Annotated in this window: 20 protein-coding genes; 11 read left to right on the forward strand and 9 right to left on the reverse strand. The window is 59.4% G+C overall.

Features of this window, described 5'->3' with window-relative positions:
- Positions 1–127: 127 nt before the first annotated feature.
- Genes ACQY7R_RS04395 through ACQY7R_RS04405 form a run of 3 tightly spaced genes read left to right on the forward strand, consistent with a single transcriptional unit; the run spans position 128 to position 3,415 of the window.
- Positions 128–694 (forward strand): sigma-70 family RNA polymerase sigma factor, encoded by a 567-nt coding sequence (locus ACQY7R_RS04395; protein WP_428304382.1) that lies wholly within the window; start codon positions 128–130, stop codon positions 692–694.
- A gap of 6 nt (positions 695–700) precedes the next feature.
- Positions 701–2,392: a LamG domain-containing protein gene (locus tag ACQY7R_RS04400; RefSeq protein WP_428304383.1), complete on the forward strand. Its 1,692-nt coding sequence runs from the start codon at positions 701–703 to the stop codon at positions 2,390–2,392.
- A 15-nt stretch (positions 2,393–2,407) separates the two neighbouring features.
- On the forward strand, positions 2,408–3,415 hold the full coding sequence (locus ACQY7R_RS04405) for a DUF1559 domain-containing protein (RefSeq protein ID WP_428304384.1): 1,008 nt from the start codon (positions 2,408–2,410) through the stop codon (positions 3,413–3,415).
- A 42-nt stretch (positions 3,416–3,457) separates the two neighbouring features.
- On the opposite strand, the gene ACQY7R_RS04410 is transcribed toward ACQY7R_RS04405, so the two are convergent.
- Entirely contained in the window at positions 3,458–3,727 is a 270-nt protein-coding gene (locus ACQY7R_RS04410; RefSeq protein WP_428304385.1) for a hypothetical protein, read from the reverse strand.
- Between the two features lie 42 nt (positions 3,728–3,769).
- Here ACQY7R_RS04410 and ACQY7R_RS04415 point away from each other — a divergent pair, with 42 nt between their 5' ends.
- Complete coding sequence (locus ACQY7R_RS04415) at positions 3,770–3,916, forward strand: hypothetical protein (RefSeq protein WP_428304386.1); 147 nt, start codon at positions 3,770–3,772, stop codon at positions 3,914–3,916.
- A gap of 52 nt (positions 3,917–3,968) precedes the next feature.
- On the forward strand, positions 3,969–5,402 hold the full coding sequence (locus ACQY7R_RS04420; protein ID WP_428304387.1) for a hypothetical protein: 1,434 nt from the start codon (positions 3,969–3,971) through the stop codon (positions 5,400–5,402).
- A gap of 1,151 nt (positions 5,403–6,553) precedes the next feature.
- Here ACQY7R_RS04420 and ACQY7R_RS04425 read toward each other — a convergent pair.
- The 3 genes from ACQY7R_RS04425 to ACQY7R_RS04435 form a co-directional block, all read right to left on the reverse strand.
- Positions 6,554–7,690: a DUF1559 domain-containing protein gene (locus ACQY7R_RS04425; protein ID WP_428304388.1), complete on the reverse strand. Its 1,137-nt coding sequence runs from the start codon at positions 7,688–7,690 to the stop codon at positions 6,554–6,556.
- Between the two features lie 93 nt (positions 7,691–7,783).
- Positions 7,784–8,230: a hypothetical protein gene (locus tag ACQY7R_RS04430; RefSeq protein ID WP_428304389.1), complete on the reverse strand. Its 447-nt coding sequence runs from the start codon at positions 8,228–8,230 to the stop codon at positions 7,784–7,786.
- A gap of 11 nt (positions 8,231–8,241) precedes the next feature.
- On the reverse strand, positions 8,242–9,441 hold the full coding sequence (locus tag ACQY7R_RS04435; RefSeq protein ID WP_428304390.1) for a hypothetical protein: 1,200 nt from the start codon (positions 9,439–9,441) through the stop codon (positions 8,242–8,244).
- Between the two features lie 253 nt (positions 9,442–9,694).
- Here ACQY7R_RS04435 and ACQY7R_RS04440 point away from each other — a divergent pair, with 253 nt between their 5' ends.
- Positions 9,695–11,761 (forward strand): sodium:solute symporter family transporter, encoded by a 2,067-nt coding sequence (locus ACQY7R_RS04440; protein WP_428304391.1) that lies wholly within the window; start codon positions 9,695–9,697, stop codon positions 11,759–11,761.
- Here ACQY7R_RS04440 and ACQY7R_RS04445 read toward each other — a convergent pair.
- Positions 11,719–12,807: a substrate-binding domain-containing protein gene (locus ACQY7R_RS04445; protein ID WP_428304392.1), complete on the reverse strand. Its 1,089-nt coding sequence runs from the start codon at positions 12,805–12,807 to the stop codon at positions 11,719–11,721. The two genes, ACQY7R_RS04440 and ACQY7R_RS04445, sit on opposite strands and share 43 nt — an antisense overlap.
- Before the next feature lie 384 nt (positions 12,808–13,191).
- On the opposite strand from ACQY7R_RS04445, the gene ACQY7R_RS04450 reads away from it, so the two are divergent.
- From ACQY7R_RS04450 to ACQY7R_RS04465, 4 genes are all read left to right on the forward strand, one after another.
- Positions 13,192–14,331 (forward strand): DUF1559 domain-containing protein, encoded by a 1,140-nt coding sequence (locus tag ACQY7R_RS04450; RefSeq protein ID WP_428304393.1) that lies wholly within the window; start codon positions 13,192–13,194, stop codon positions 14,329–14,331.
- A 329-nt stretch (positions 14,332–14,660) separates the two neighbouring features.
- Complete coding sequence (locus ACQY7R_RS04455) at positions 14,661–16,181, forward strand: PEP-CTERM sorting domain-containing protein (RefSeq protein ID WP_428304394.1); 1,521 nt, start codon at positions 14,661–14,663, stop codon at positions 16,179–16,181.
- A gap of 96 nt (positions 16,182–16,277) precedes the next feature.
- Positions 16,278–17,441 carry a PEP-CTERM sorting domain-containing protein gene (locus ACQY7R_RS04460; RefSeq protein WP_428304395.1) on the forward strand — a complete coding sequence of 388 codons (1,164 nt, stop codon included), beginning with the start codon at positions 16,278–16,280 and terminating at the stop codon, positions 17,439–17,441.
- A 178-nt stretch (positions 17,442–17,619) separates the two neighbouring features.
- Positions 17,620–19,023 (forward strand): DUF5010 domain-containing protein, encoded by a 1,404-nt coding sequence (locus ACQY7R_RS04465; protein ID WP_428304396.1) that lies wholly within the window; start codon positions 17,620–17,622, stop codon positions 19,021–19,023.
- Between the two features lie 500 nt (positions 19,024–19,523).
- Here ACQY7R_RS04465 and ACQY7R_RS04470 read toward each other — a convergent pair whose 3' ends face one another.
- From ACQY7R_RS04470 to ACQY7R_RS04485, 4 genes are all read right to left on the reverse strand, one after another.
- The gene (locus tag ACQY7R_RS04470) at positions 19,524–19,889 is read right to left on the reverse strand and encodes a DUF2200 domain-containing protein (protein WP_428304397.1); all 366 of its coding nucleotides are present in this window, start codon (positions 19,887–19,889) and stop codon (positions 19,524–19,526) included.
- Positions 19,890–20,297: 408 nt separating this feature from the next.
- A complete protein-coding gene (locus tag ACQY7R_RS04475) occupies positions 20,298–20,816 on the reverse strand; it encodes a DinB family protein (RefSeq protein ID WP_428304398.1) in 519 nt (172 codons plus the stop codon).
- 30 nt (positions 20,817–20,846) lie between these two features.
- Complete coding sequence (locus ACQY7R_RS04480) at positions 20,847–21,308, reverse strand: SRPBCC family protein (RefSeq protein WP_428304399.1); 462 nt, start codon at positions 21,306–21,308, stop codon at positions 20,847–20,849.
- A gap of 23 nt (positions 21,309–21,331) precedes the next feature.
- On the reverse strand, positions 21,332–21,682 hold the full coding sequence (locus ACQY7R_RS04485) for an ArsR/SmtB family transcription factor (protein WP_428304400.1): 351 nt from the start codon (positions 21,680–21,682) through the stop codon (positions 21,332–21,334).
- A 109-nt stretch (positions 21,683–21,791) separates the two neighbouring features.
- Here ACQY7R_RS04485 and ACQY7R_RS04490 point away from each other — a divergent pair, with 109 nt between their 5' ends.
- Positions 21,792–21,995 carry an SDR family NAD(P)-dependent oxidoreductase gene (locus tag ACQY7R_RS04490; protein ID WP_428304401.1) on the forward strand — a complete coding sequence of 68 codons (204 nt, stop codon included), beginning with the start codon at positions 21,792–21,794 and terminating at the stop codon, positions 21,993–21,995.
- Positions 21,996–22,082: the final 87 nt, after the last annotated feature.

A 22,082-nucleotide genomic window follows, 5' to 3' on the forward strand; every position in this document is an offset into this window, starting at 1 on the left:
TAGTTTTCTTCGGATTTTCTCCGCAAAAGACCGCTAAAAACGTCAGTCAATATGCGGAAAGACTTCCCGTCGATTCCCTCGCTCATCGAACTCCCTACCCTCTCCCGCTTTCGGATCGATCTTGTCCATGGGTGGTGCATCTCCAGAAGGTTCCGGCGCCTCCGGCGTGCCGCTGGACAATGAGCCGGATCGGGACGAGTTCGCACGACTTCTTGCGCGACACTCGCGACAGCTTTATTCGTTCATTATGACGCTGTCGCTGACGCATCACGACGCGGAGGAGGTATTTCAAAACACGTGCGTGTTTCTTTGGAGCAGATTTGCAGAGTTCCGTCCTGGAACCAGTTTCTTCGCTTGGGCGAGTCGTATCGCCTACTACGAAGTGCTCAATCTCATGAAGCAGAAGCGACGAACGCCGAAGCTCAGCGTCGAGGCGGTCGACATCCTAGCAGAAGAGGCTGCAGCGTTATCGGATCGCTATGGCGATCGGATTGAAGCGCTCGCTGATTGTTTGAGTCGACTGACAATCGCTGACCGCGAGATCATTCAGGACCGTTACTTCTATCAACACCCTCCCAAGAAGATTGCGTCGCTTCGTTCACGCTCGCTCGACTCGGTCTACCGTGCGCTGAGCCGAATTCATCACGTACTACTTGAATGCGTTGAGCGCCACATGGCGCGACAGGAAAGGTAAGCGAATATGGCCCCCTCGCAGGAACGCGAAATACGCGAACTCCTCGTGGCCGCGAACAGCGGCGAGGCGACCGATCTGCAGATGGAGCGGTTGAACTCATTGATTTGCACGGATCCAGCTGTGGCTCGTTACTGTGCGAAGCTTCTTGACCAACAAGCTTCATTGGCTTGGCAAGGGACGCAACATCACTCACCCGAGGTTGGCGAGGAAATCCTACCCTTGCCAACTCCATACTTCGAGCGGGAGAAGATAGTTGCCAAAGAACGTCGAGAGATTATCCGTTTCGCCAGCTGGCCGGTCGTGGCCGCTTCGTTCGCTTTCTTACTTGGCGCCGCCGCGGCCTCTTTCTTTGGGAATCGCGCAACGGATCGACGCCAGGACTACGGACCGCACGTAGCGGCTGCATATGAGGCGCAGCTGGTTCGCAGCACTAACTGCCGCTGGGACCACGACACGGCCGGAGCCCGTTCCGTTGGCGCGCAGCTCACCAGCGGCGAATCACTCGATTTGCTGGAAGGGCTTGCTGGAATCGACATGAGTTGGTCGACCGGCGGAACTGCAGAAGTCTCGCTCGAAGGCCCCGCCGCGATGATGCTCTCCTCCGATGGAATGCCAACGTTGCGTTTCGGTAAACTGACGGCGACGATCACGACGCCGCAACGCCCGTTCATTCTTGAGACATCAGTGGGCCGAGTCGTGATCGCAGAATACGGCGTGATCGGCGTGTCGGCATTCGGCGACGACGCTGAGATACACGTCTTCGGAGGTTCGGCGACGCTCGATCCAGCGTGGAACACTCCCGACCGGCATGCGCAACCGGTTCGAATTGTGGCCGGCGAGGCAGTGCGCATTCAGGTCGGGCGCGACGGGGAGCTAGCCATGGCCCGTCGGCCGGCAGAGCAGGCGTCGTTCGTCGCGCAAGTTTCGATGGCTTCAGATTCGCTCATAGTGACGTCCGCTTACATTGATGCGGTGAAGGCCTCACGGCCCATCGGGTATTGGCGGCTCGAGGGCGATAACTGGCCGTCGATTCGGAATGAGATGAGCGATCGCTTTCAGTTGCAAGTCGATGGCGTAATCGGTCGGACGGGACGCCCTGGTAGCGAGGCGATCGAGTTCGGCGTCACCGATCGCGGCGGCGACGTCGTCTGCAGCGAAGTCCTCGACGCTTCGATTGGTGATTCGTATTCGCTCGAAATGTGGGTCAAGCCAAGCCACTACCACGTCGGGGCGATGGTTTCGCTGGTCGGTACGCCGATGGCGCCGAGCGGAGTCATTCCCCATGGCATGTTGCTCGAGCTAGGCGGCTCCGGAAAGATTCCGCGAGCCGTGCACCACCCTGGGCGCATTCGTTTTCTCCACCGGAGCCCCGCGAGCGACGATTCGCAGCTTGGCACCTCGTGCTATTCAAAGGGCGCCTACACGCTACGTCGCTGGCAGCATGTCGTTGCAGTGAAGGATGGCGATGCGATGCGTCTCTACGTCAACGGCCAGCTCGTTGGTGAAGGGGAGGATCATAACGAACTTCCTTCGGGCTTGCGGCTGCTGATCGGCCGCCTCTACCCGTCTCGCAACATCCGGCCATTCATCGGCCAGCTCGACGAGGTGGCGCTCTACGACCGAGCACTGACTCCTGAGGAAATCAATCAACACTTTCATCTTCTCCGGCCTGTTGCGGCCTCACCGAAGAGTATCTAGCGGAGCTCCAAAGCCATGAACCCCTGGCGGCGCCAACTTTTCCTTTCTCGCTCAGCATTTACCCTCGTCGAATTGCTCGTCGTAATCGCGATCATTGGCGTGCTCGTCGCGCTGCTATTGCCGGCAGTGCAGGCGGCTCGTGAAGCTGCTCGGCGTGCTCAATGCCAGAACAATATGAAGAATCTCGTATTGGCGACGCTGAGCTACGAATCGACGAACAAGCGGCTCCCTGCGGGACGATGGGGCTGCGACGGCGCTGCCGATTTGAATTGTTCGCCATTTGCGTGGAGTCGTTCAGCTAGTGGCTTCTTGCCGATGCTTCCGTTCATAGAGCAGGCATCGCTATTCAACGCTATCGACGTTGCGGACGGACCATGGAAGGCACCGAACAACGTCGCAGAACGCGACGTCACGACGGCGCTGCATGGTAACAACCAAAAGCTCGTTGAGACGCCGCTGCAAATTATGAACTGTCCAACGGATACGAAGGAACAATTCGTGACATTCAAAACGACGCCCGAAGCAACCGGCAGTTACGCCTTCTGCATCGGAACGCACGGGCCAAGTTACAAAACGGGAAATGGCGCTAAGTACCGAGTTGCGATCGGAACATCAAGGCCGACCGATGGCGCTTTTGCCTACGTTTACCAGAACGAGCGCCATGGCGTGGCGCTCAAAGAAATCACCGATGGCTCCAGCAGCACGATCTTTTTGGGAGAGACAATCGACGGTCATCTGCCAGAGACTCGCAATCGTTGGACGGCAGCTGGCCGCTACGTCGATGGTCTGCGTTCGACGGAAAACCCCATGAATGCCTCCATCGGGTTGGGCTGGAGCGAACACACCGCTGACGGCTATCCCACGACCGGCGCCTTCGCGAGCCGTCATCCCAGCGGAGCGCAGTTCGCTTACGGCGACGGGCATGTCGAATTCCTAAGCGAGGACATTGCGCTCGGCGTTTATCAGGCGGCCTCGACCGGTGCGGGCGCCGAACTGCCGGGCGGCGTGGCAAGCACACCCTAGCCGCGAGCGGAGAGTCTGATCTGCCGTCATCTCTGCACGTAATTACTGAAAGCTTTCATGAAATCGCTGCAACCTCTTTTTCGATTGAGTGGCGCACTCCTCGTGGCTGCAAGCTTGGCAGGTTGCGGCGATGGACGTCCCGCACGCGTACCTGTCGCCGGCAAAGTACTCATCGATGGTGCGCCATTGACCTACGGTCAGATTCTGTTTCACGCCGCCGATCACCGCGCTGCCACCGGGAAAATTCAGCGAGATGGTTCGTTTGAGCTTGCGACTTACGAACGAGGCGATGGCTGCGTCGTCGGACAGCATACTGTGACCGTACACGGGGGCGAGGCAATCAATGCTACGACGATGTTATGGCATTCGCCGCCGAAATACAGCGACGCCAATCAATCAGGGCTCTCGGTCGAAGTCGCGGAGCGGATGGAACCGGTAACGGTCGACCTCACTTGGAGTGGCGGCAAACCGTTTAAGGAACGTATTAGCGGCGGAGAATGAGCGGCAAGCAAACTCGAAATTCAGCAATCACAATTCAACTGGGAGGCGGGACGTGGTACAAGCAATCAAATCAATCGCCGCGGCAGCGATGCCGCTGGTAGTGGCGGCCGGAATCGCTCACGGAGCAACTTTCTCGCCAGGAAGTCTCGTAGTCTATCGCACAGGCAATGGCAGCGGTGCCGTCACGAGCGCTCCCGCGCCTGTATTCCTCGACGAGTACTCTCCGACAGGGGCGCTCCTGCAGTCGATCGCCCTCCCCACCGCGGCGAGTGGAGTCAACAAACCGCTAATCGCACAGGGCGACGCAGCGCTGGAAGGATTGCTCCATCGTTCCGCGGACGGGAAGTCTCTGCTGCTTACTGGTTACAATCATCAACTCGGCACGCCGATTCCAGCCGAGGCCGGCGGCAACGGCACGCTCGCTCAAACGAATTCTTCTGTGGTGAATCGCACGATCGGCCGCGTCGACGCGGCCGGGCTTATCAACACTGCGACCACCATCTCCGATAGCGGACAAGGTAGCCCGCGCAGCGCCGTTAGCGACGACGGAGTCAATTTGTGGGTAAGCCACGGTAGCATCAGCGGCGGCACTGACGGGGGCGTTCGCTACACGACGGTTGGCGCGACGGGCGCTTCGACGATGGTCTCTAACGCGACGACCGACCCGCGGACCGTCAACATTTTCAACGGTCAGCTGTACCTCTCGACCGTCGGTGGCGGCTCCAATCCTCCCGTCCAAGCAATTGGCTCTGACTTGCCTCACGTGGGTGGACAAACCACGACGGGACTTACCGGAGTGCTCGGCAGCACGTCGCGCAATGTGATTGATTTCTTCCTGGCCGATCTCGACGCGAATGTTCACGGTCCTGATACGCTCTATGTCTCGGGTGATAACGAAGCAGCGATCACGAAATATTCGCTCGTCGAATCAACTTGGATCTCCAACGGCACAGTTGGCACAACGGCTGACGACTACCGCGGTATCGCAGGCGTGGTCAGCGGTAGTTCGGTCACTCTGTACGCCACGAGGGCTAATGGGGCGAGCGCCGACTCACTGGTGAGTTTGGTCGATTCCACGGGTTACAATTCGACCGCCGGAGCTTTTTCTGCCCTTGCGCCGACGACGATTGCCACTGCCGGCGCGAATACGCTGTTCAAGGGGGTTGCATTCGCGCCTGTCAATCCGACCGCCATACCTGGGGACTTTACCGGCAATGGCGTCGTCGATGGCGATGACCTAGATAAGTGGAAGGTGGATTTCGGCACGGATGGTTCCGACGCGAATGGCGATACCATCACTGACGGAGCCGACTTCCTGGTTTGGCAACGCCATTACGGCGAAGGTGCCGCGCCGTCGTTCGCCCCGTCGGTACCAGAACCGACGTCGATTCTTTCGCTATTCTCAGCGACTGTCACAATGTGGACGGCGCACAATCGGAAACGGGCGCGACGGTATACGTCGAAACCGCTTTTCGAATTGGGCTAGTGGCGTTTCGGAACTAAGCGGTAAGACCGACGCCTCGCGATCGGTAGCATTGCGATCACCATGCACAATGCGGTGGGCTCTGGCACCAGCGAGATACTCTGAAAGCACATCTCGCGTAGCACTGATGCGCCGAACAAGTCGGGTTCTATGAATTCCCCGGTCGCGATACCCCAGCCGACAATTGGCATGGAGAATAGCTGCGTAAAATCACCGTCCAAAAGTCAACAGAGACTACGTATGCATTGCTGATCAGCCGAATATTCCAACCTCAGTAGTGCTGCTTCGCCAAGGAAGTTCACTTGAGCGCCGTTCGCAACGTTGTCCACGATCGTGAATGTCGAAGAAATGCTCCGCGTGAAACTTCCGCTATTCAACACGATGACGCCAAAATCTGGAGGTGGATCTGCAACCTTTCCCAGTGAGATGCCTATCGAGGCGTTCCGCCGAGGAATCAGTCCTAGGTCCCCGAAAGGCACCTGAACTTCCACGTGCCAATCGGATTCGAGGCTTAAGCGGCGGGACAAGAATCGCCGAGCCAAGTCGTTCGAATCCTTTAAGTCGACGAAATGAAGGCGACCGCCGCTGAAGACGAGTTCGCTGTCGTCGAACGATTCCCCGGCGATCCAATCAGGCTCAATCCATCCCGCGATAGCAGTAGCGGCACACGCCATGATGTTGGCAACTAAAGGTCTTCTAGACGTCCGTACATCTCCCGAGACGCTCACAAATGTTTCAATCGCCAGCAACGCTGGCGAGACAACCCTGGAGACGCTAGCAGCCTGACTTAGTCGGATAGGCCGCTGCGAGGAACGTGAAGCTACGGGAAGCATGGAGAGTGCCGAGCTTGGCGGTGGAATGATCGCGGCGAGTGTGGTTACAAGTGGTCATCAGCCTTCGTTTCGATGAGTGGCGTAGAGAACAAAGGGTGCCCATCAACGAATAGAACACACACACGATCTCGGCAATCCACTAACGGTTGTCTCTTGATGCGATTAACCACCGATGCCAAAACTCTCCCTCGCCAGGAAGAACGCTCGTGATTCCGCGACGGTTGCTGAGGGAAGGGCGGCGGATCGCGTGAGCGCGACGCTTACGCGTCAAACGAGATGCGGCAAGAGGTTGGCAGTCGGCCCACAAACTTGCATTCCTGGTCAAAACGATCCTGATTCGTCGTTTCGCGAGCCAAGATAGTTAAACGTTACGACATCGATCTCGAAGCCAAGGCTATGGACGGAGCCATCGCCGTAAACGGCATTGATTCCGTTGGGATGGGCGGAGCCGAACATGAAGACGTCGTTGAAGCCGGGAGGCGGGCCGCCGCACCAGTTCTGCCGCACGCCTTGGCAGAACGGATCGTTGTCGTTCAGCGGTTGAAAACCAGTAGTGCGGAGTTGGTCGGGATCCCAGCCATCGGCCCAGCCGACGTCGTCGGACCAGCTGCCCCCTTCGTAGAGGTCGGGGCGGACCAGCTTCTCGGCAACGAGCAACGTGTTGCTCAAGCCGTCGGTGCACTGGCCCGGCTTGATCGCTCGACTAACGTTCGAGGCGAACGTCTTCTGCTTCCAACGCCAGGGGGTCCGCACGACGAGTCCGTCGCAAATGATGTTGTCGGCGGGGTTGGCGATGGTGCTGACGCCCCCTTCGACGCGGCCTTTCATGAAGCTGTCGTAAATCTTTGAGTAGGTCGCGGCGATGTTCGGATCAGTCCACGGGACGGGCGTGATCTTCTGGCCCAGGCTCGCGCCGAATTGGGGATTCACATAAGTGGCAGGATGGGCCGCGGCGTAGTCGGTGAGCAGGTTCGGTAACGTGATTCCGCCGACCGCTTCACTGTACAACGCAGATTTTCCGGCGGAGCGTCGCGATGGGCAAAAATAAAGCGGCACCTCCGTGGAGGCGAGCTTGCCCATCGTGGTGATCCCCTTGAGCGCATTTTGCTCAAGGAACGGGAGGAGCTGGTAGCCCCATCCGAGGCCCTGTTTGTTGGCTCCGTTGGGAGTGCCCGTTGAATTGGCCGAATTGTTGACGTCGGTCCCGGAGAGATAGTTGCGGATATTGGGATTGTAGCCGTCGCCTCCAGTGGGGAACGTGGTGAGCGCGCTGACGTGGTTCTGCATCGCCATGCCAATCTGCTTCAGTTGATTGGAGCATTGCGTACGCCGCGCGGCTTCGCGGGCCGCCTGCACGGCTGGAAGCAGCAACGCGACCAGCACGCCGATGATGGCGATGACGACGAGAAGCTCGACAAGCGTGAACCCAGAGGGAGCCGTAGTGCGTGCTCTGTTCATCGGATGGCCGTGTGTTGGGTAGAGGAAAAGAAGATTTAGCCCTCAGCGCGGCGCTGAGGGAAGGGTCGCAGACAAGGCTCGCCATCGTCGAAGTTATCGACTAAATGCTTGCGAGAATTGTTCTTCGTTGATTTCGTGTACGCCTCCGCGGCTGTCGCAAGCAAGGCGGACGCCTTCGCTGCCGATCGCTTCGCAAGCGACCCAGGCGTAGTTGGGGTTCTCGGCAGGTCGGCTTATCTCGCGGTAAACGATTTGCAACGGTTGCCCGTCGCGACCAGCCGGTAGCAGGTCGTCGACGCTTTTGACGCCAAAATCCTGCAGCTGCCCCATGCGTGATTGCAGGAATGTCTTCAGCGTCGCCGCGTCGGTCGGAGCCTTTCCGCTGCTGGCGAGATAGGCTCCGTACTCCATGCCAAGCAGCTTCATCGCCGCGCGCAACTGGTTGTCGCTACCGGTGGACGTTGTGCCGCTGCGACTGCAGCCGGCGGCAATGACGCAGATGAGCAACGCCCATATGTAGCCACTGAACTTGGTAGGCATAGCGTCGTTCCTCATGGCGATTGGCCAGGACCGTCGGTCAGCTCCCGGAGAATATCCAAGTAGAGGTGGCCATAGTCTTCGTAGCGACCGCCGCCAGAGAATGCTGTGCCGCTCGGCGAATCGTCTTTAGTAGTTGCCGCGGCTTGGCCGGTCGTCGCCTCGATCTGCGTATCCTCGAACCATTCGTTGAAACTGGTGACCATCAGGACGCGATCGCAACGCGCGTCGAGATTCGGCAGCGCCGCGTCGGTGATCATCGCACGGAAGACTTCGCCCTCATGCGGATCGGACGAGTCGACAAACGCTCGCGCCCGTCCAGGATGCCCTTCGCGAATGACGGTGTCGTTGTAGCCGGGGGCCACGGCTGGAACGAACGCCGTGTCAACGGAGTTTGCCTGCGACTTCGCGTCCGCATAGTTGCGCGCCAGCACGTCGACCGCCTTACGAGTGCCGCCGTGCGGGCCGGTTGATTGCCCGTAGACGTCGTAGGCGGTGACGGCGTCGAACTGCTTAGCCCATGCGGCCTGGTACCCGTCGCCAAAAACGTCGTCGCCGATCAGATAGAGATCTGGGTGCTTTTCTCGCAGCTGTTTCAGGGCGTCCGCCCCGCGATCGCGAAAGTAGACGCGAGTCAGGTAGACGAACAGGACTGGCTTGCCGTTGATCCGCAGGTAGTTCGGATGATCGAAGTAGTGCTTCTTCAAATAGTCCAAGTCGCCGATCCAGTTCTCGTACGACGGACGATCCATCGAGCCAAGTCGGCCGGTCGATTCGTAGAGAGCGGCGAAGCGGAAGTCCGCCGACTTTGGATGCTTCAGCAAGTTGTTGCGGAATGTCTTGTCGGTGGGCGAATCAGGTCCCCACCAGCTGACGGCCCAGAAATCGAGACCGGCGCGTCGGCTCTGCTGGAGATGGTCTGCAATCGCCTCGCCATCGTCAGAGCGGTACAGCCCCGCCTGCGGCGTTTGCGGCGGAACGAGTCGTTGGCGAAAAACGCTTCCCCACTGCTCTTCCAGGGCTTCCGTCTGCACGCCGTACCAAGGATAGTAGTAAGCGCCGACAAGCGGGCGCTCGTCTGCGGCAGCGATCGTTTGCGCGGCCGACTCATCTGCTCGGGTTGATGAAACCGCGCCGCCGATGGCGAACGACGCCCACGTGGCGAGGATTAGCCAGCAGCGCCAATCAGCGTGCGCGGCGAGTCGCGATGCCATACGCGTGCCCTCAGGTGGCGTTGCAGATCCCGTCGTGGAGGCTGCTGCCGAGGAGTAGAGAAGAGAATGATGAGCCAACGGGTCGAAGTATACCAGATTTGGACTACTTTGGCTACCGGCTCGCTTCATTTTTTTGATTTTCTCGCAGGCCGCCCCGCAAGTCGCACTCGGCGCGGCCTCGTCAGCCATTTGCCGTCGCCGGGTAGCCGTCGACTTCCCTCACTCTGTCCGTTTTTGTAAGGCGCGCGGCTCCGTGGGCGGTAACTTCCTCAACGGCGTCGACTACGCGATCGTCGGCCTCTATTTGGCGGCGATCGTCGTCCTCGGGATCCACCTGACGCGCCGCGCCAATTCCAGCTTGGAGCAATATGTGCTCGGCGGGCGGAGCATGTCGTGGTGGATGCTCGGCGTTTCGGGCGTGATGGATTTCTGGGACCTGGCCGGCACGATGATCATCGTGTCGTTTCTGTTCATGCTCGGGCCGCGGGGACTGTTCATCGAGTTCCGCGGCGGCGCTGTCCTGGTCCTGGCGGTGATCATGCTCTGGACCGGCAAGTGGCATCGCCGTTCTCGCTGCATGACGGCACCCGAGTGGATGACGTTTCGTTTCGGCGACGGGTTCGACGGACGGCTGGCGGAAGTGGCGCGGGCGCTCGCGGGCATGGCGATCACCGTCGGGTTGATCGCCTACCTCGCGAAGGGAACGGGGCTCTTTCTGTCTACGCTGGTTCCGTTCAGTCCCGCACAATGCGCCATGGTGCTCATCGCCACCGCGACGGTCTACACGATGTTCTCCGGGTTCCAGGGAGTCGTCGTCATCCATCTGGTGCAAGCAGGCGTAGTATTGATTGCAGCGATCGTGCTCATCGCGCTCGGCGTCTCGGAGACGAGCGACTTTCGGGCTCTCAACGATCTCGCCCAGCGCGTGACAGGCAACTCCGCCTGGAGCGATGCCGCACCCACCCTGCGCGCGGCGATGCCGCCGGGGTACAAAGCATACGAATCGCTGCTGCTGTTTGCGGGACTGTACGTGCTGCGAAACGTCCTGTTCGGCATGGGGGCGGGTGACGACCCCAAATACTTCGCCGCCCGCAGCGATGCCGATTGCGCCAAGCTGACGCTCCTCTGGACGACGCTCATCGCCCTCCGCTGGCCGATGATGATCGCCATCGCCGTGTTGGGACTGGGCGTCGCCGACGAGTTGTTTCCCGATCGTGCCGTCGTCGCCGAGGCGGCTCGCCTGATTCGAACCGAGGCCGGCGGCGGCGCCGACGATTGGGCGACGCTGACTTCAAGCATCGCCAACGATCCGGAGGGACACTCGCCGGAGTTGATCGCCAAACTCCAGCAATCGCTCGGCGCGGGCTGGCGAACGAAGATCTTCCTGGTGAGCGAACATGGGACGGTCAACCCCGAGCGGATCATGCCCGCGGTGCTGCTGATGCGCGTGCCGCCGGGCTTTCGTAGTTTGGTCGTCGTCTCGCTGATCGCCGCCGCGATGGCCGGATTCGCCGCGTGGGTCAATCAGTCGGCCGGCTTCTTTGTGCGCGACATCTACCAGAAATTTTTTCGGCCGCAGGCGTCAATGCCGGAACTGATGTCGGCGACTTGGCTGTTCATCATGGCGATGGTCGCCGCCGGCATGACGCTCGCCTATACCGCGCCGACGATCAATGATGTCTGGGCCTGGATTGTCATGGGATTGGGCAGTGGGATGATCGCTCCCCAGATGTTGCCCCTCTATTGGTGGCGGTTCAATGGCATCGGCTACGCCGCGGGGATGGCGACAGGCGTGCTGGCGGCGCTCGCGCAGCGGTGGTTGGCGACGCATTACGCCGAGCAGCTGCCAATCATCGCCGACGAGGCTTGGCTGCTGCCGATGCTCGGCGGCGCGGGGTGCGTCGCCGCGGTGGTCGCGTCGCTGCTGTCTCAGCCAACGGCTCGCGAGACATTGCAGCGATTTTATCTCACCACGCTGCCGTTCGGTTGGTGGCGGCCCTTCCGGGCGACGTTGCCGCCGGCGCTACGATCCGATCTCTCGGCCGAGCATCGTCGCGATCTCGCGGCGCTACCGCTGGCGCTCTTGTATCAAGCGGCTTTATATCTGACGACGATGCTGGCGGTCATTCGCAACTGGTCCGCCTTCTGGGCCAGCCTGGCCGTGATGCTGCTGGCTTTCGGCGGGCTGTGGCAAATCTGGCTGAGAAAGATCGGCCAGTCCGACCTCATCGCCGAGGCGGGCCGTCAATCGTGGGAATCGCTGGGGGCAGCAGCCGATCACTTGCGCGAGGCGACGGGCGGGCCTGACGATTCGCCTTGAAAGAGTCGCAGCGACCGCGGCTCGATTAGCAGCTCCCAATTCCAATCGCTCTTTTTGCCGCCCGATTTAATCCAATCGAAGCAAGTCGTCAGATAAGGCTGAGCGTCGGGGCGTTCGAACGACGTGATTGAGGGACACAAAAACCGTCCCAGCCCTTCGCTATCGACCGTGCAGACGGAAAGATCTTTGCCGATCTCGAGGCCCATGTCATGCGCGACGCGCATCGCGCCGAGGGCGCCTGGCAGCGTGACGCACATGACCGCCGTCGCTTCGCCGGCCGCCTTTCGCAGCCATTTGCGGGCGCTCTTGATGCCGGCCTCAAAAATGCTCGCATCGCCTGGGCAGGGCTCGTCGAATAGTCGCCCCTCGCATCCATTGTCTTCCAGCCACGCAGTCCACTCGTCGATGCGGGCCTGGGTGATCGTGTTGTGGCCCTGCACGTTGAGGCAGTCGATCCGCCGATGACCCTGCTGATGCAGGCGATCGAGCATCGTGCGGATGGATCGTGGCGGAAAGAGCACCACGGAGGGAATGTCGAGGTGCGTTAGATTCTCTGACAGCACGACCAAGCCGTTAGCTTGGGCAAGCAGTTTGGACGTATACGCGGGAATCGGCTCGGCACTCGTCACCAGCAAGACGCCGTCGTACGACCGCAGCGATTCGGTAACGACGGGGTCGTCCCAATGCTGGTAGTTAAGCACTCGAATGCGGGCCCGTTGCTGGCGCGCCACATGCTCCGCCATTGCCAGCCACTGTTGCAGATCAGGCGAGAACGAGTCGGGAGCGATCGAGGGGGTAAGGAACGCGACCTCAGGCCCGAATTTTTTCGAGTCGACCACGGGAGCAAGCGCGAGCCGCCGATTTGGCGATCGCTCAACAAGTCCCTTGCGTCCCAACTCATCGAGCGCCTTGCGCAGCGTCACGCGACTGACGCCGATTTCTTCGGCGAGCTCGCGCTCGGCCGGGATGCCTGTCTTGGCGTAATCGCCCTTCAGGATCCGGCGTTCGAGCAGATTGGAGATTTGTAGGTGCTTTGTCGTGGCCATGCAAGTGATCGCGTCGTGCTGCTGATGCCGCAGCATTCAAAGTAGTCGCTAGTCGCTAATTCCCCCGCGCGCAGCGGCGCCTGCGCCCCGCTGAGCGCAATTCTACGCTAGCGGCGAAGATTCGCTGAATAGTACGTTGGCGCCGCCCAAACCGATGATTCATTTTTCGGGTCCTTGACGAGTATACCAAATTTGGTACACTGCGAGAAGCTTCGCCGGAGTCATTCTTTTGGCTCATCCATAACATCCGGCAGAGGCGGCACTGATTCCGACTTTTCCAGTTCGTGGCGGCCGCGAGTTTGGGTAGCCGCTACCGACAGTCTTCGCAGGTTCCGCGTCGTTGTCCGTCTATTAGAGGCTGCGGCGCCATCCGGAGGAGATATCGTGTCACGCAATACCAATCGCCTTGAGGAATGTTGCGCTCCAAAGGACTCGGCTGGGCCGCGCCGTCGGACGGTGCACCGCTCCGCCCATTCGCGCGGCGACGCGTTCACGCTCGTCGAACTGCTGGTGGTGATCGCCATCATCGGCGTGTTAGTCGCCCTGCTCTTGCCGGCGGTGCAAGCTGCGCGAGAGGCGGCGCGGCGAACGCAATGCTCGAACAATCTTAAGCAGGTCGGGCTCGCGGTGTTGAATCTGGAGGCGTCGCTCAAGATGTTTCCCACCGGCGGCATCGCCCCGTGGCCGAAGATTGAAGACTACTCGCAAAACGGTCGCCCCTTTGGCCCGAAGACGCAGGGGTTGAGCTGGGCCTTTCAGATTCTCCCGTATCTGGAGCAGGGCGCTCTGCATAACCTGACGACAACGCAGCAACTGCAGAGTGTGCCGGTTCCGATGTACAACTGCCCGTCGCGACGGCCGCCGACGCAGAATCCCATCAACAATGCTTGGCTGATGGACTACGCGGGGCTCACGACCTCGGCCGCGCGTGGGCAAACGGTCGGGGCGATCGCGTTCGACGACTTGCTCGCCAACGGAACCGGCTGCGACAACTCCTACGGCCTGTGGGGGACGACGGGCAACTTCGACAACATTCACTCGCCGCGCGCCGCGGCGACGCTGCAGAAAATCAACGTCTACGCAGGATTTCAAGGCGTCTTCGTACGTACGAGCCGCTACGTGAACCTGACGACAGGCGCGGTGACGGAGCTTGGATACGAACCTCCCACGACCGCGGCGATGATCGAGGACGGGACGAGCAACACCGCCATGGCGGCGGAGAAACGCATCTTGGTCGATCCCCCTTCTACCTTAGCCGGCACTGAGGGGCCGCCGTGGGACGACCGCGGCTGGTCGGACGGATGGGATATCGACACGGTCAAATCTGGGCTCTGCCCGCCCATCGCAGACGACAACGTTCCGCGCAGTCTAAACGTCGAACGCAACTCGGCCGGTTCCTCGCACGCAGCGGGAGTGAACGTCTCCTACGCCGACGGATCGGTTCGCTCGACTAGTTACGACGTCAATCTAGAAAGCTGGAACCAGCTAATTCACCGTGCCGACGGAGGACTCGCGGCTCAGTGAGCTGCGATTGGGCTCGCGTTGGCTCATCGGCAGCCGGCATTCTCAACTTGCAATTTCAGACAGAAAGGAAAATTTAGCCACAATGGTTGTGGGGTATACCAAAACTGGTATACTTGGTTCGTCCGGGTAGGAAACTTTTAGAGCGGAAATCACTTTTCACCGCCCGCCGATCACTCGCTTCGCTCAAGGCGCCTAGTCCTTCGGTCGGGCCACTTTTCACAGCAGCGGGCGATTCGGCAGCGCTCGCCGGTCGAATCGTCTGATCCCATCGCGTCGTTGATTCAACGAAGCACCTTTTCAGCACCACTCATCGCAGCGGAGAGATTCACATGCGCCATCACCGCCTTAAGTGTCTTGTGTACGCATCGATCGTCGGCGGTTCATTTGCGGCTTTGAGTCGCGAGTCATCAGCCAAAGAATTCCATTGGCTCGGCGACGTTGACGGCGGCAACGCGCTGAACCCCGACAATTGGCTGGAACAGCCCGACCCCGATAGTGGCGTTCTCCCCGGCCCTGTCGATCAATTGGTGTTGCGCTGGGGCGATCGCGGCCCGACGCCGCTTGAGTACGGCGGCAATAGCGCGACGTACGAACACTTACTCTTCAATCACGCCGACATTGGTGGCGGCTCGGTGATCAACGGAAGCGGAACGCTAACCTTCACCCGCACTGGCGGCCTTACTAACGTCGATGTGAAGAGCATTGAAACGCAAGGGGGACACCGTACTTCGACCATCAACGCGAATGTAGAATCACTCGGCTTGGTCGAGGCGCGTAACGGTCACGATCTAGTTTTCAACGGGACCTTCAAAGGAACCACAATCCACGCGTACCGCGATGATGATCAAGTCACTACCTCCGACGTCATCTTCAATGGCCCCGTCACCCTTACCGGCTACAACGAAGCGAAGTTCATGACCGGTACCGGCACGGTCACGTTTAACAACGAGGTCTTCCTTGATCACACCGCAGGCAATAGCGGCTTCGGCATCCGTAACGGCATGACGATGGTGCTCGGGGCCAACTTCTCTGCCTTACGGCTGAACCCGGACGGGAGCGGCGGGTTGGGACTCGATACGATTGATATCTACAGCACCCCGGGGGCGATTTCTGGCGTACGCCTAGAGCGCGATGGCGGCGTCGGCTACGACACCGATCTCTTCGCCCGTTACGGCGGTCCAGGCTCGGGGCACGATCCGAACAGCAAGTTCGATCTCAACGGGCACTCGGACACGGTCGAACTCTTGGGCACGCATCCTGGCGCCAATTTCATCATCGACTTCGGCGATCAGTCGGGCGCTAACTCGTTGCTGTGGCACACCAGCCACCACATGGCGGGAACTTACCAGGTCGTCAATTTCGAAGTGGGCGTCGATACCCTCCAACTCGGGCCGAACAACGACTTCTGGTGGACGGCCGCCGATACGACCGATTCCGGCGGCGGGTCGCCGGACATCGAAGTGAAGAAGTCGCACATTACGATCAACGGCGTTCCCTACGGCGCCTACAATCCCTCGCGGATGACGCCTTACTGGACTTTGGTCGATACGAATCTGAGCCACAACGTCGAACTCTTCAACTACGTCCAGAACAACGCTGACTTCGACGGCAACCACATCGTCGACGGGGCCGATTTCTTGATTTGGCAGCGCAACGTCGGCATCGGAACGACGCCACAGCAAGGCGACGCCAACCGCGACGGAGTCGTCAATCAAGCTGACCTCAGCATTTGGCGCGAGACGTACGGCCAAGCGGCCGCAACCGCAGCGGCCAGCGCCGTGCCCGAACCTGCGACGCTCGGATTGGCTGGTCTGGCTGCGGCGGCCATATTCCGCCGCCGGCGCTCGTAAGCCAGCGGGCAGATTGGCCCGCCAGATGGTGGATGGACTCACGGAGAGACGCCTCACGGCATCCAGATGAACTCAACTCTTTGGGAGGTTCGACTCGTGAAACGCATTTTCCAGGCAACTTCCTGCGCCAGCCTACTGCTGGTTGCAACGGCCGCGCAGGCAGCCGACGTGACGTGGAGCGGCGCCGCCAGCGCCAACGTGAACGACGGCGCCAATTGGAGCGGAGGCGCACCCCCCACCGCTGCCGACGTCGCCATCATCGGCGGAGCGCCGCAAGCGCCCGACTTCGCCGGGCAGTCGGCCACGTGGGGCAAGCTCAACCTGTTCGTCGCCAATCACATCGCCGATACCGGGGGCGGCGGCGTGCTGAACCTGACCGGCGCCGATTTTTCGCAGTTCTTCTCAGCGGGCGATCTTCACCAGTCGACGATCGACGTCGACGTGATCGCGACCAAAAACATCCAGACCAACGGCACGCACAGCGTGACGTTCAACGGCAACGTGACGGCCGCGAAGATCGAGGCCTTCGGCGGATCCGTGGGAACGTACAACGGCGTCACGACGCAGACCGACGAGTTCATGAGCATCGGCGGCGGTTCGAAGATCGTGATCAACGGCGACTTCCACTGGAACAACGCTAGTCACGGCATCAACAATCACCCAGTGGTCGAGCTTGGCCCGAACGCCAAACTCTTCGGCCCTGGCAACGTCCCTGGGCTCGACGTCTTCAACTTGTATGATGGCGCCATCGTTCGCATCTTGGCCGAAAACGCGCTCGGCAGTGGCGAGACCGATCTCTGGAGCCGCAACACCACCAACACGTTCGACCTGAACGGCCACAACCAGTTGGTCGAGTTCTTCGGCATGGGCGACGCGCCCGCAGCATTGAACATCGACTTCGGCGCCACGCTCGGCGCCAACAAGTTGATCTGGGAAGCATCGCATGGCATGAACGGCACGGGGTTGTACAACGTGCTCAATTTCCAGTCAGGCGACGCGCTGGAGTTTGGCCAGCATGGGGCTGACGGGGGCTTCCATAATCCGGCGATCCTGGCCCGCATCCGCGTGAACGGAGCCTCCTACGCCGCTTCGAGCCCCGGCATGGGCCCGTGGTGGAGTCTCATTCCGACTCCCGATCCCGGCGACGATCCCGGTCGGCAGCTTGTCGTCTACCACGTTCCGGAACCGGCGACCCTTTCGATGATCGCCGTGGCGATGTTTGGTCTGGTCGTCCGACGACGATCGACGGTTCTCCGCTAGAGGGGCGCTCTGGGGGGCAAATCTCAGGCTGGGGACCATTAACATGGATGGCTCGGCGCCGATTCGTCGACGCCGGGCCATCCTGTTTTGCGTGTCATCGGAGTGCGTGGCCGGCGGTGCGGGCGCTTGCGAAGCACGTCATTGGAGCAGCAGGCAACTAGAGAACGAGACGAAGAGCATGCGGCGAATAATTCGAACGATCCTTCTACTAGCGGCGATTGCGGCTTGCGGCGGCGCCCGCGCGTCGGCAGCCACTGTCGGAGCCTATTACTACCCTTGGTACGGCCCCAACGCCGGCGGGCATCACTACAACGACGTCATGCGCATTCACTTGACGCCCAACGCCCAGCCCCCTGCCCTTGGCGCGTACAACAGCCGCGACCCGAATGTCATCGCCGCGCATATCGATCAAAGCCACCTCGGCAACATCTCAATGTGGTCGATGAGTTGGTGGGGACCGAACTCCTACGAAGACGTCACCATTCGCAACAGCATCTTACCCCACCCCCGCGCGAGCGAGTTATCTTACACGATTCACTATGAAACTTCTGGACGCCTCGGCTCGTCGTCGGCGCCGAACTACGCGCGGTTTCAAACCGACATGCGCTACCTGGGCCAAAACATCTTCAACGATCCCAACTACATGCAGATCAACGGCCGGCCGGTCGTCGTGCTCTACCTCAGCCGCGACTATTTTCGGAATCAAGCAGGGTGGGACGCCCTCGCCAGCATGCGGACGATGATGCAGACGGAGTTCGGCTACGATCCTTACGTTATCGGCGACCACTTCTTTGGCGACTTGGCCCCCGGTGCCCAGTACCTCGACGCGGTCACGGCATTCGACGTTTACGGGCAAGCCTTCGGCAGCCGGCCGACCAATATCGCCAGCCTGAACCGTCTGGAAACCATCTACAACACGGTCCAAAAGCTGTCGAACACTCTGGGCGCCGACTTCGTCCCCGGCCTCGCCCCTGGCTACAACGACACGGCCGTCCGCGACGGCAACGCCCCCTCGCCCCGTTACCTGACCAACTCCGGCTACGGTCCCACGACGCAAGGCTCCACGATGAGCGAAATGCTCGACCGCGTCGTCCTGCCCCACCTCGACGCCGACGTGAACAACCTGATCCTCGTGAACTCCTTTAACGAATGGCACGAGGATACGCAGATCGAACCGACGATCGTCGCCCCCGCCACGACCACGGACGACACCCCTACAGGCCGCGACTTCACGGCAGGCTACTCCTACGAAGGCTACGGAAACCTTTACCTCGACATCCTCCGCCAAAAGACGGCGCCAGCCATTGCCGGCGACTTCAACGGCGACCGATTGGTCAATGGAGACGATCTCGCCGTCTGGCGTATGAACTTCGGAGCGAGCAGCGCCACGCCCGCGATGGGCGACGCTGACGGCAATGGCGTCGTCGATGGCGGAGATTTCCTCGCGTGGCAACGTCATCTGACGCGATTTGCGAGCCCAGCGACGCACGCTGTGCCCGAAAGCACTTCGGCCATTTTGTGCGCTGGCGGCCTAGCCGCTGTTGTCGTTGCGGGCGTTCGTCGAAGAAGTACTTTCCTGTAGCGCAGTCCATCGGCGACTAACATATAGCCGATCCAACTTAATGATTGAGGCAGCAATCTGTGACTATCCGCTGCTGCGTGGACTAATTCGCACAAATGACTTTCGTTTTGGATTCGAAGCCTTTCAGTACAGGACTTCATCCAGCTCAAGTTCAACGAGAGCAGGCCGTTCGTTGTCGCAGCCCTTGATCGTCATCGCCGACAGAGGAATGTTGCTATTCGGCTGAGCCGTACAGCTACCACGAGGACCAATGTCGTATGCCCATACGTCTCTCAACCCCACCTAACCTCACAATCGACTTGCGCGATTGCTGCTCTTCGCGAACTCGAAGTGGGCTGTACCATTAGGATTCATGAAAATCTTGAGCGCCTCGGCGACCGGTCTTCGAACAAGTATTCGCGTATCTTCAGCGAGAAGTTCTTTTGGCACTTACTTTTTTAACTGCCGCTACTCCAATTTTTGTGCCCCGTCGGATCATTAACCGCATTGACTCCTTCGCTCTATTCAACGCGAAAAATCTTGTCCATTTTCCGGCCTTTGGCCAGTTCATCTACGAGCTTGTCCAGACGCCTTGCCTGCTGGGTCAGCGGATTCTCTATGTCTTCCACCCGATAACCGCAAATTACACCCGTGATTGAACGCGCATTTGGGTTAATATTGGCGTACGCAAAGAATTGTTCGAATGTCATCTTGTCTTCGATGCGCTTCATCAGCTCCGCTTCGTTGTAGCCCGTCAGCCATTGAATCACTTGGTGCAACTCTTCCTTCGTTCGCCCCTTCTTTTCAACTTTCGCAAGATAGTGCGGATAAACAGAAGAGAATGTCATTCTCGCAATTCGCTCGTCGTGATTGGTAGCGTTTTTCATTTCTAGGGCCTATGGTCTTTTCTCGATAATTACCGCCTTTGCCATATTCTATGTCATACTTGATATCCAACCATGGCCAAACGATTCAACAGCCGGGGCGACTTGTTCAAGAATGTTAGGCCAACCTCCGCCCCTGCCCTAGAAAGCCGTCTTAGCCAACGGTGAAGCAACATCAAAGCTGGGGGTGCATTCGAGATACAGTCTCGCCGTCGTGTCCGGTGTATAGGTAGACGACGCCGTCATAAGTAAGGACAGACGAATCGGTGGTGCACACATGGTGGATAATTGGGTTACCCGCGGATGGTAGGTTGTCTCGGTTAGTTCCCGTGGCCTCTAATCTAACGGACGGCAACTCGTGTGAATCTCGTCTCGTAATTGGCGGGCCAAACCCATTCTTCCATAGTCCTATTAACTTGCGAAGCTTGGCATTTCGTCGCCACTTGGCCCATAGCTCGATGGAACCGAGACGCCAAGCAGGCGGATGTAGACTCCAAGTTGCCCTCGGTGGTGATACCAGTGGTTGAGCATGACGCTCCTCAAAAAGGCGGCTCGCGGCAGTGACATGGCTACGTTCCCGCCGTGGGTGACTCGAAAAGTTTCGCGCATGCGCTGGTCGTCAATCGACGGAAGCGATTGCCGTACATAAGCTGCGCTCTGATTCAGCGTATCAAGAACTTCGCTGAGCGAGGTAGGCTGCGGTCGCTCGCCGCTCATATCCGGCACTGGCGATTCATCCGGCTCCGAGAATCGAAGGACGCCCTCGGGGATCTGCGCGATGTGCAATGCGAGTTGTTCAACCGTCATCGACTTTTCATGGACTCGCCAGGAGAGTCGTTCTTCGGGCACTCGTTCGAGGAATTTTCGCGTTGCTCCAAGCTCCTGTTCGAGCTCGGCAAGAAGCGAAGCTGAGATTTCATTAGTGGGCATAGTTGAAAGCTCCTTCGTCTATATAGTGAATTACCCGCGCGCCTTTTGTTCAGCACGCTCGCGGATTTGGTTGATCCACTGCGTCCATCCTTCCGGCATACCGTCACGATGTTCGGGCTGGATGAGGCCCATGGCACGATGAGCGAACGTCAAGAACGTTTCGTTGCCGTTCGCCTTTAAACGATATTGAACGTGGTTCACTGCCGGATAAGACATGGGCATCGGGCCAGTGATTTCTAGGAGCGTCGGCGGTTTGATGACCTGAACATGTCCCCAAAGATGTCCGGCGTTGTTTCCCAGGTCGCGAAACCAGCGGCCGCCCGGCCAAGGCTCGATCTTCATGGAGAGAGACTTGCCATCCGGCATCTGAGCATCAGCGCCCAATTCGTCCAAAATGGCTTCAAACGCGATCTCGATAGGCGCTGCAATTTCGATTTCTTTGCGAATCGTAAACGCATGAACCTCTTCGTGATCGATGATTTCCGTTGTCATATTAACACCTCGACTGTGATGGTTTAACCTGTTGCATCCCGCCGCACTTTGGCTGCCCGTTCGGCCCGGTCCTTAATTCGATCGAGTTGATGACTCCAATGCCGCTCAAATTTCTTGGCCCAATCGTACACAGCTTTCAACTCCTTAGCCTCCAACTGGTAGAGCCGCTGCTGGCCCTGTTTCGTTACCGAAACAACGCCGACCTTCCGCAGCACGCCCAGATGCTTCGATACGGCAGGCTGGGGTACCCCCAAGCTCACGACCAGTGCACCAACGGCGAGAGCGCCCCGGCGGGATAGCACTTCGATAATTTCCCGCCGCTTGGGCTCGGCGATCGCGTTGAAAACATCGGCAGTCGTAGAAGCGCGAGGCATGGCATCAATATATTCCCATAACGGAATATATCAATAGTTCGCGTCACATATGGGTTGCCACGCGTAGAATTGCGAAAATCGCAAGACCCCGATGTCACGACGAAAAGCCATGACTTCGAAGGCTGCCAAAAGAGTTGCGCTCATCACTGGCGCCAACCGTGGGACTGGATTCGAAACGGCCAAGCAGCTAGGACGGCGTGGATTTCACGTCATCTTGGCTGCACGTGATAATGCAAGCGGTAGAAAAGCGGCCGAGGCTGTTACTGCGGAGGGCGGGAGCGCGGAATTCCTGATGCTTGGCGTGCGTAGGTAACGACAAGCCCAAATCGATCGCTATCGGCTTGCGAACTCGCCATGGCAGATAGGGAGGCAATCGCATGCTTCACTAAACTCGCCGCCA

This window comes from Lacipirellula sp. (assembly GCF_965279485.1).
Lineage (GTDB): Bacteria > Planctomycetota > Planctomycetia > Pirellulales > Lacipirellulaceae > Lacipirellula.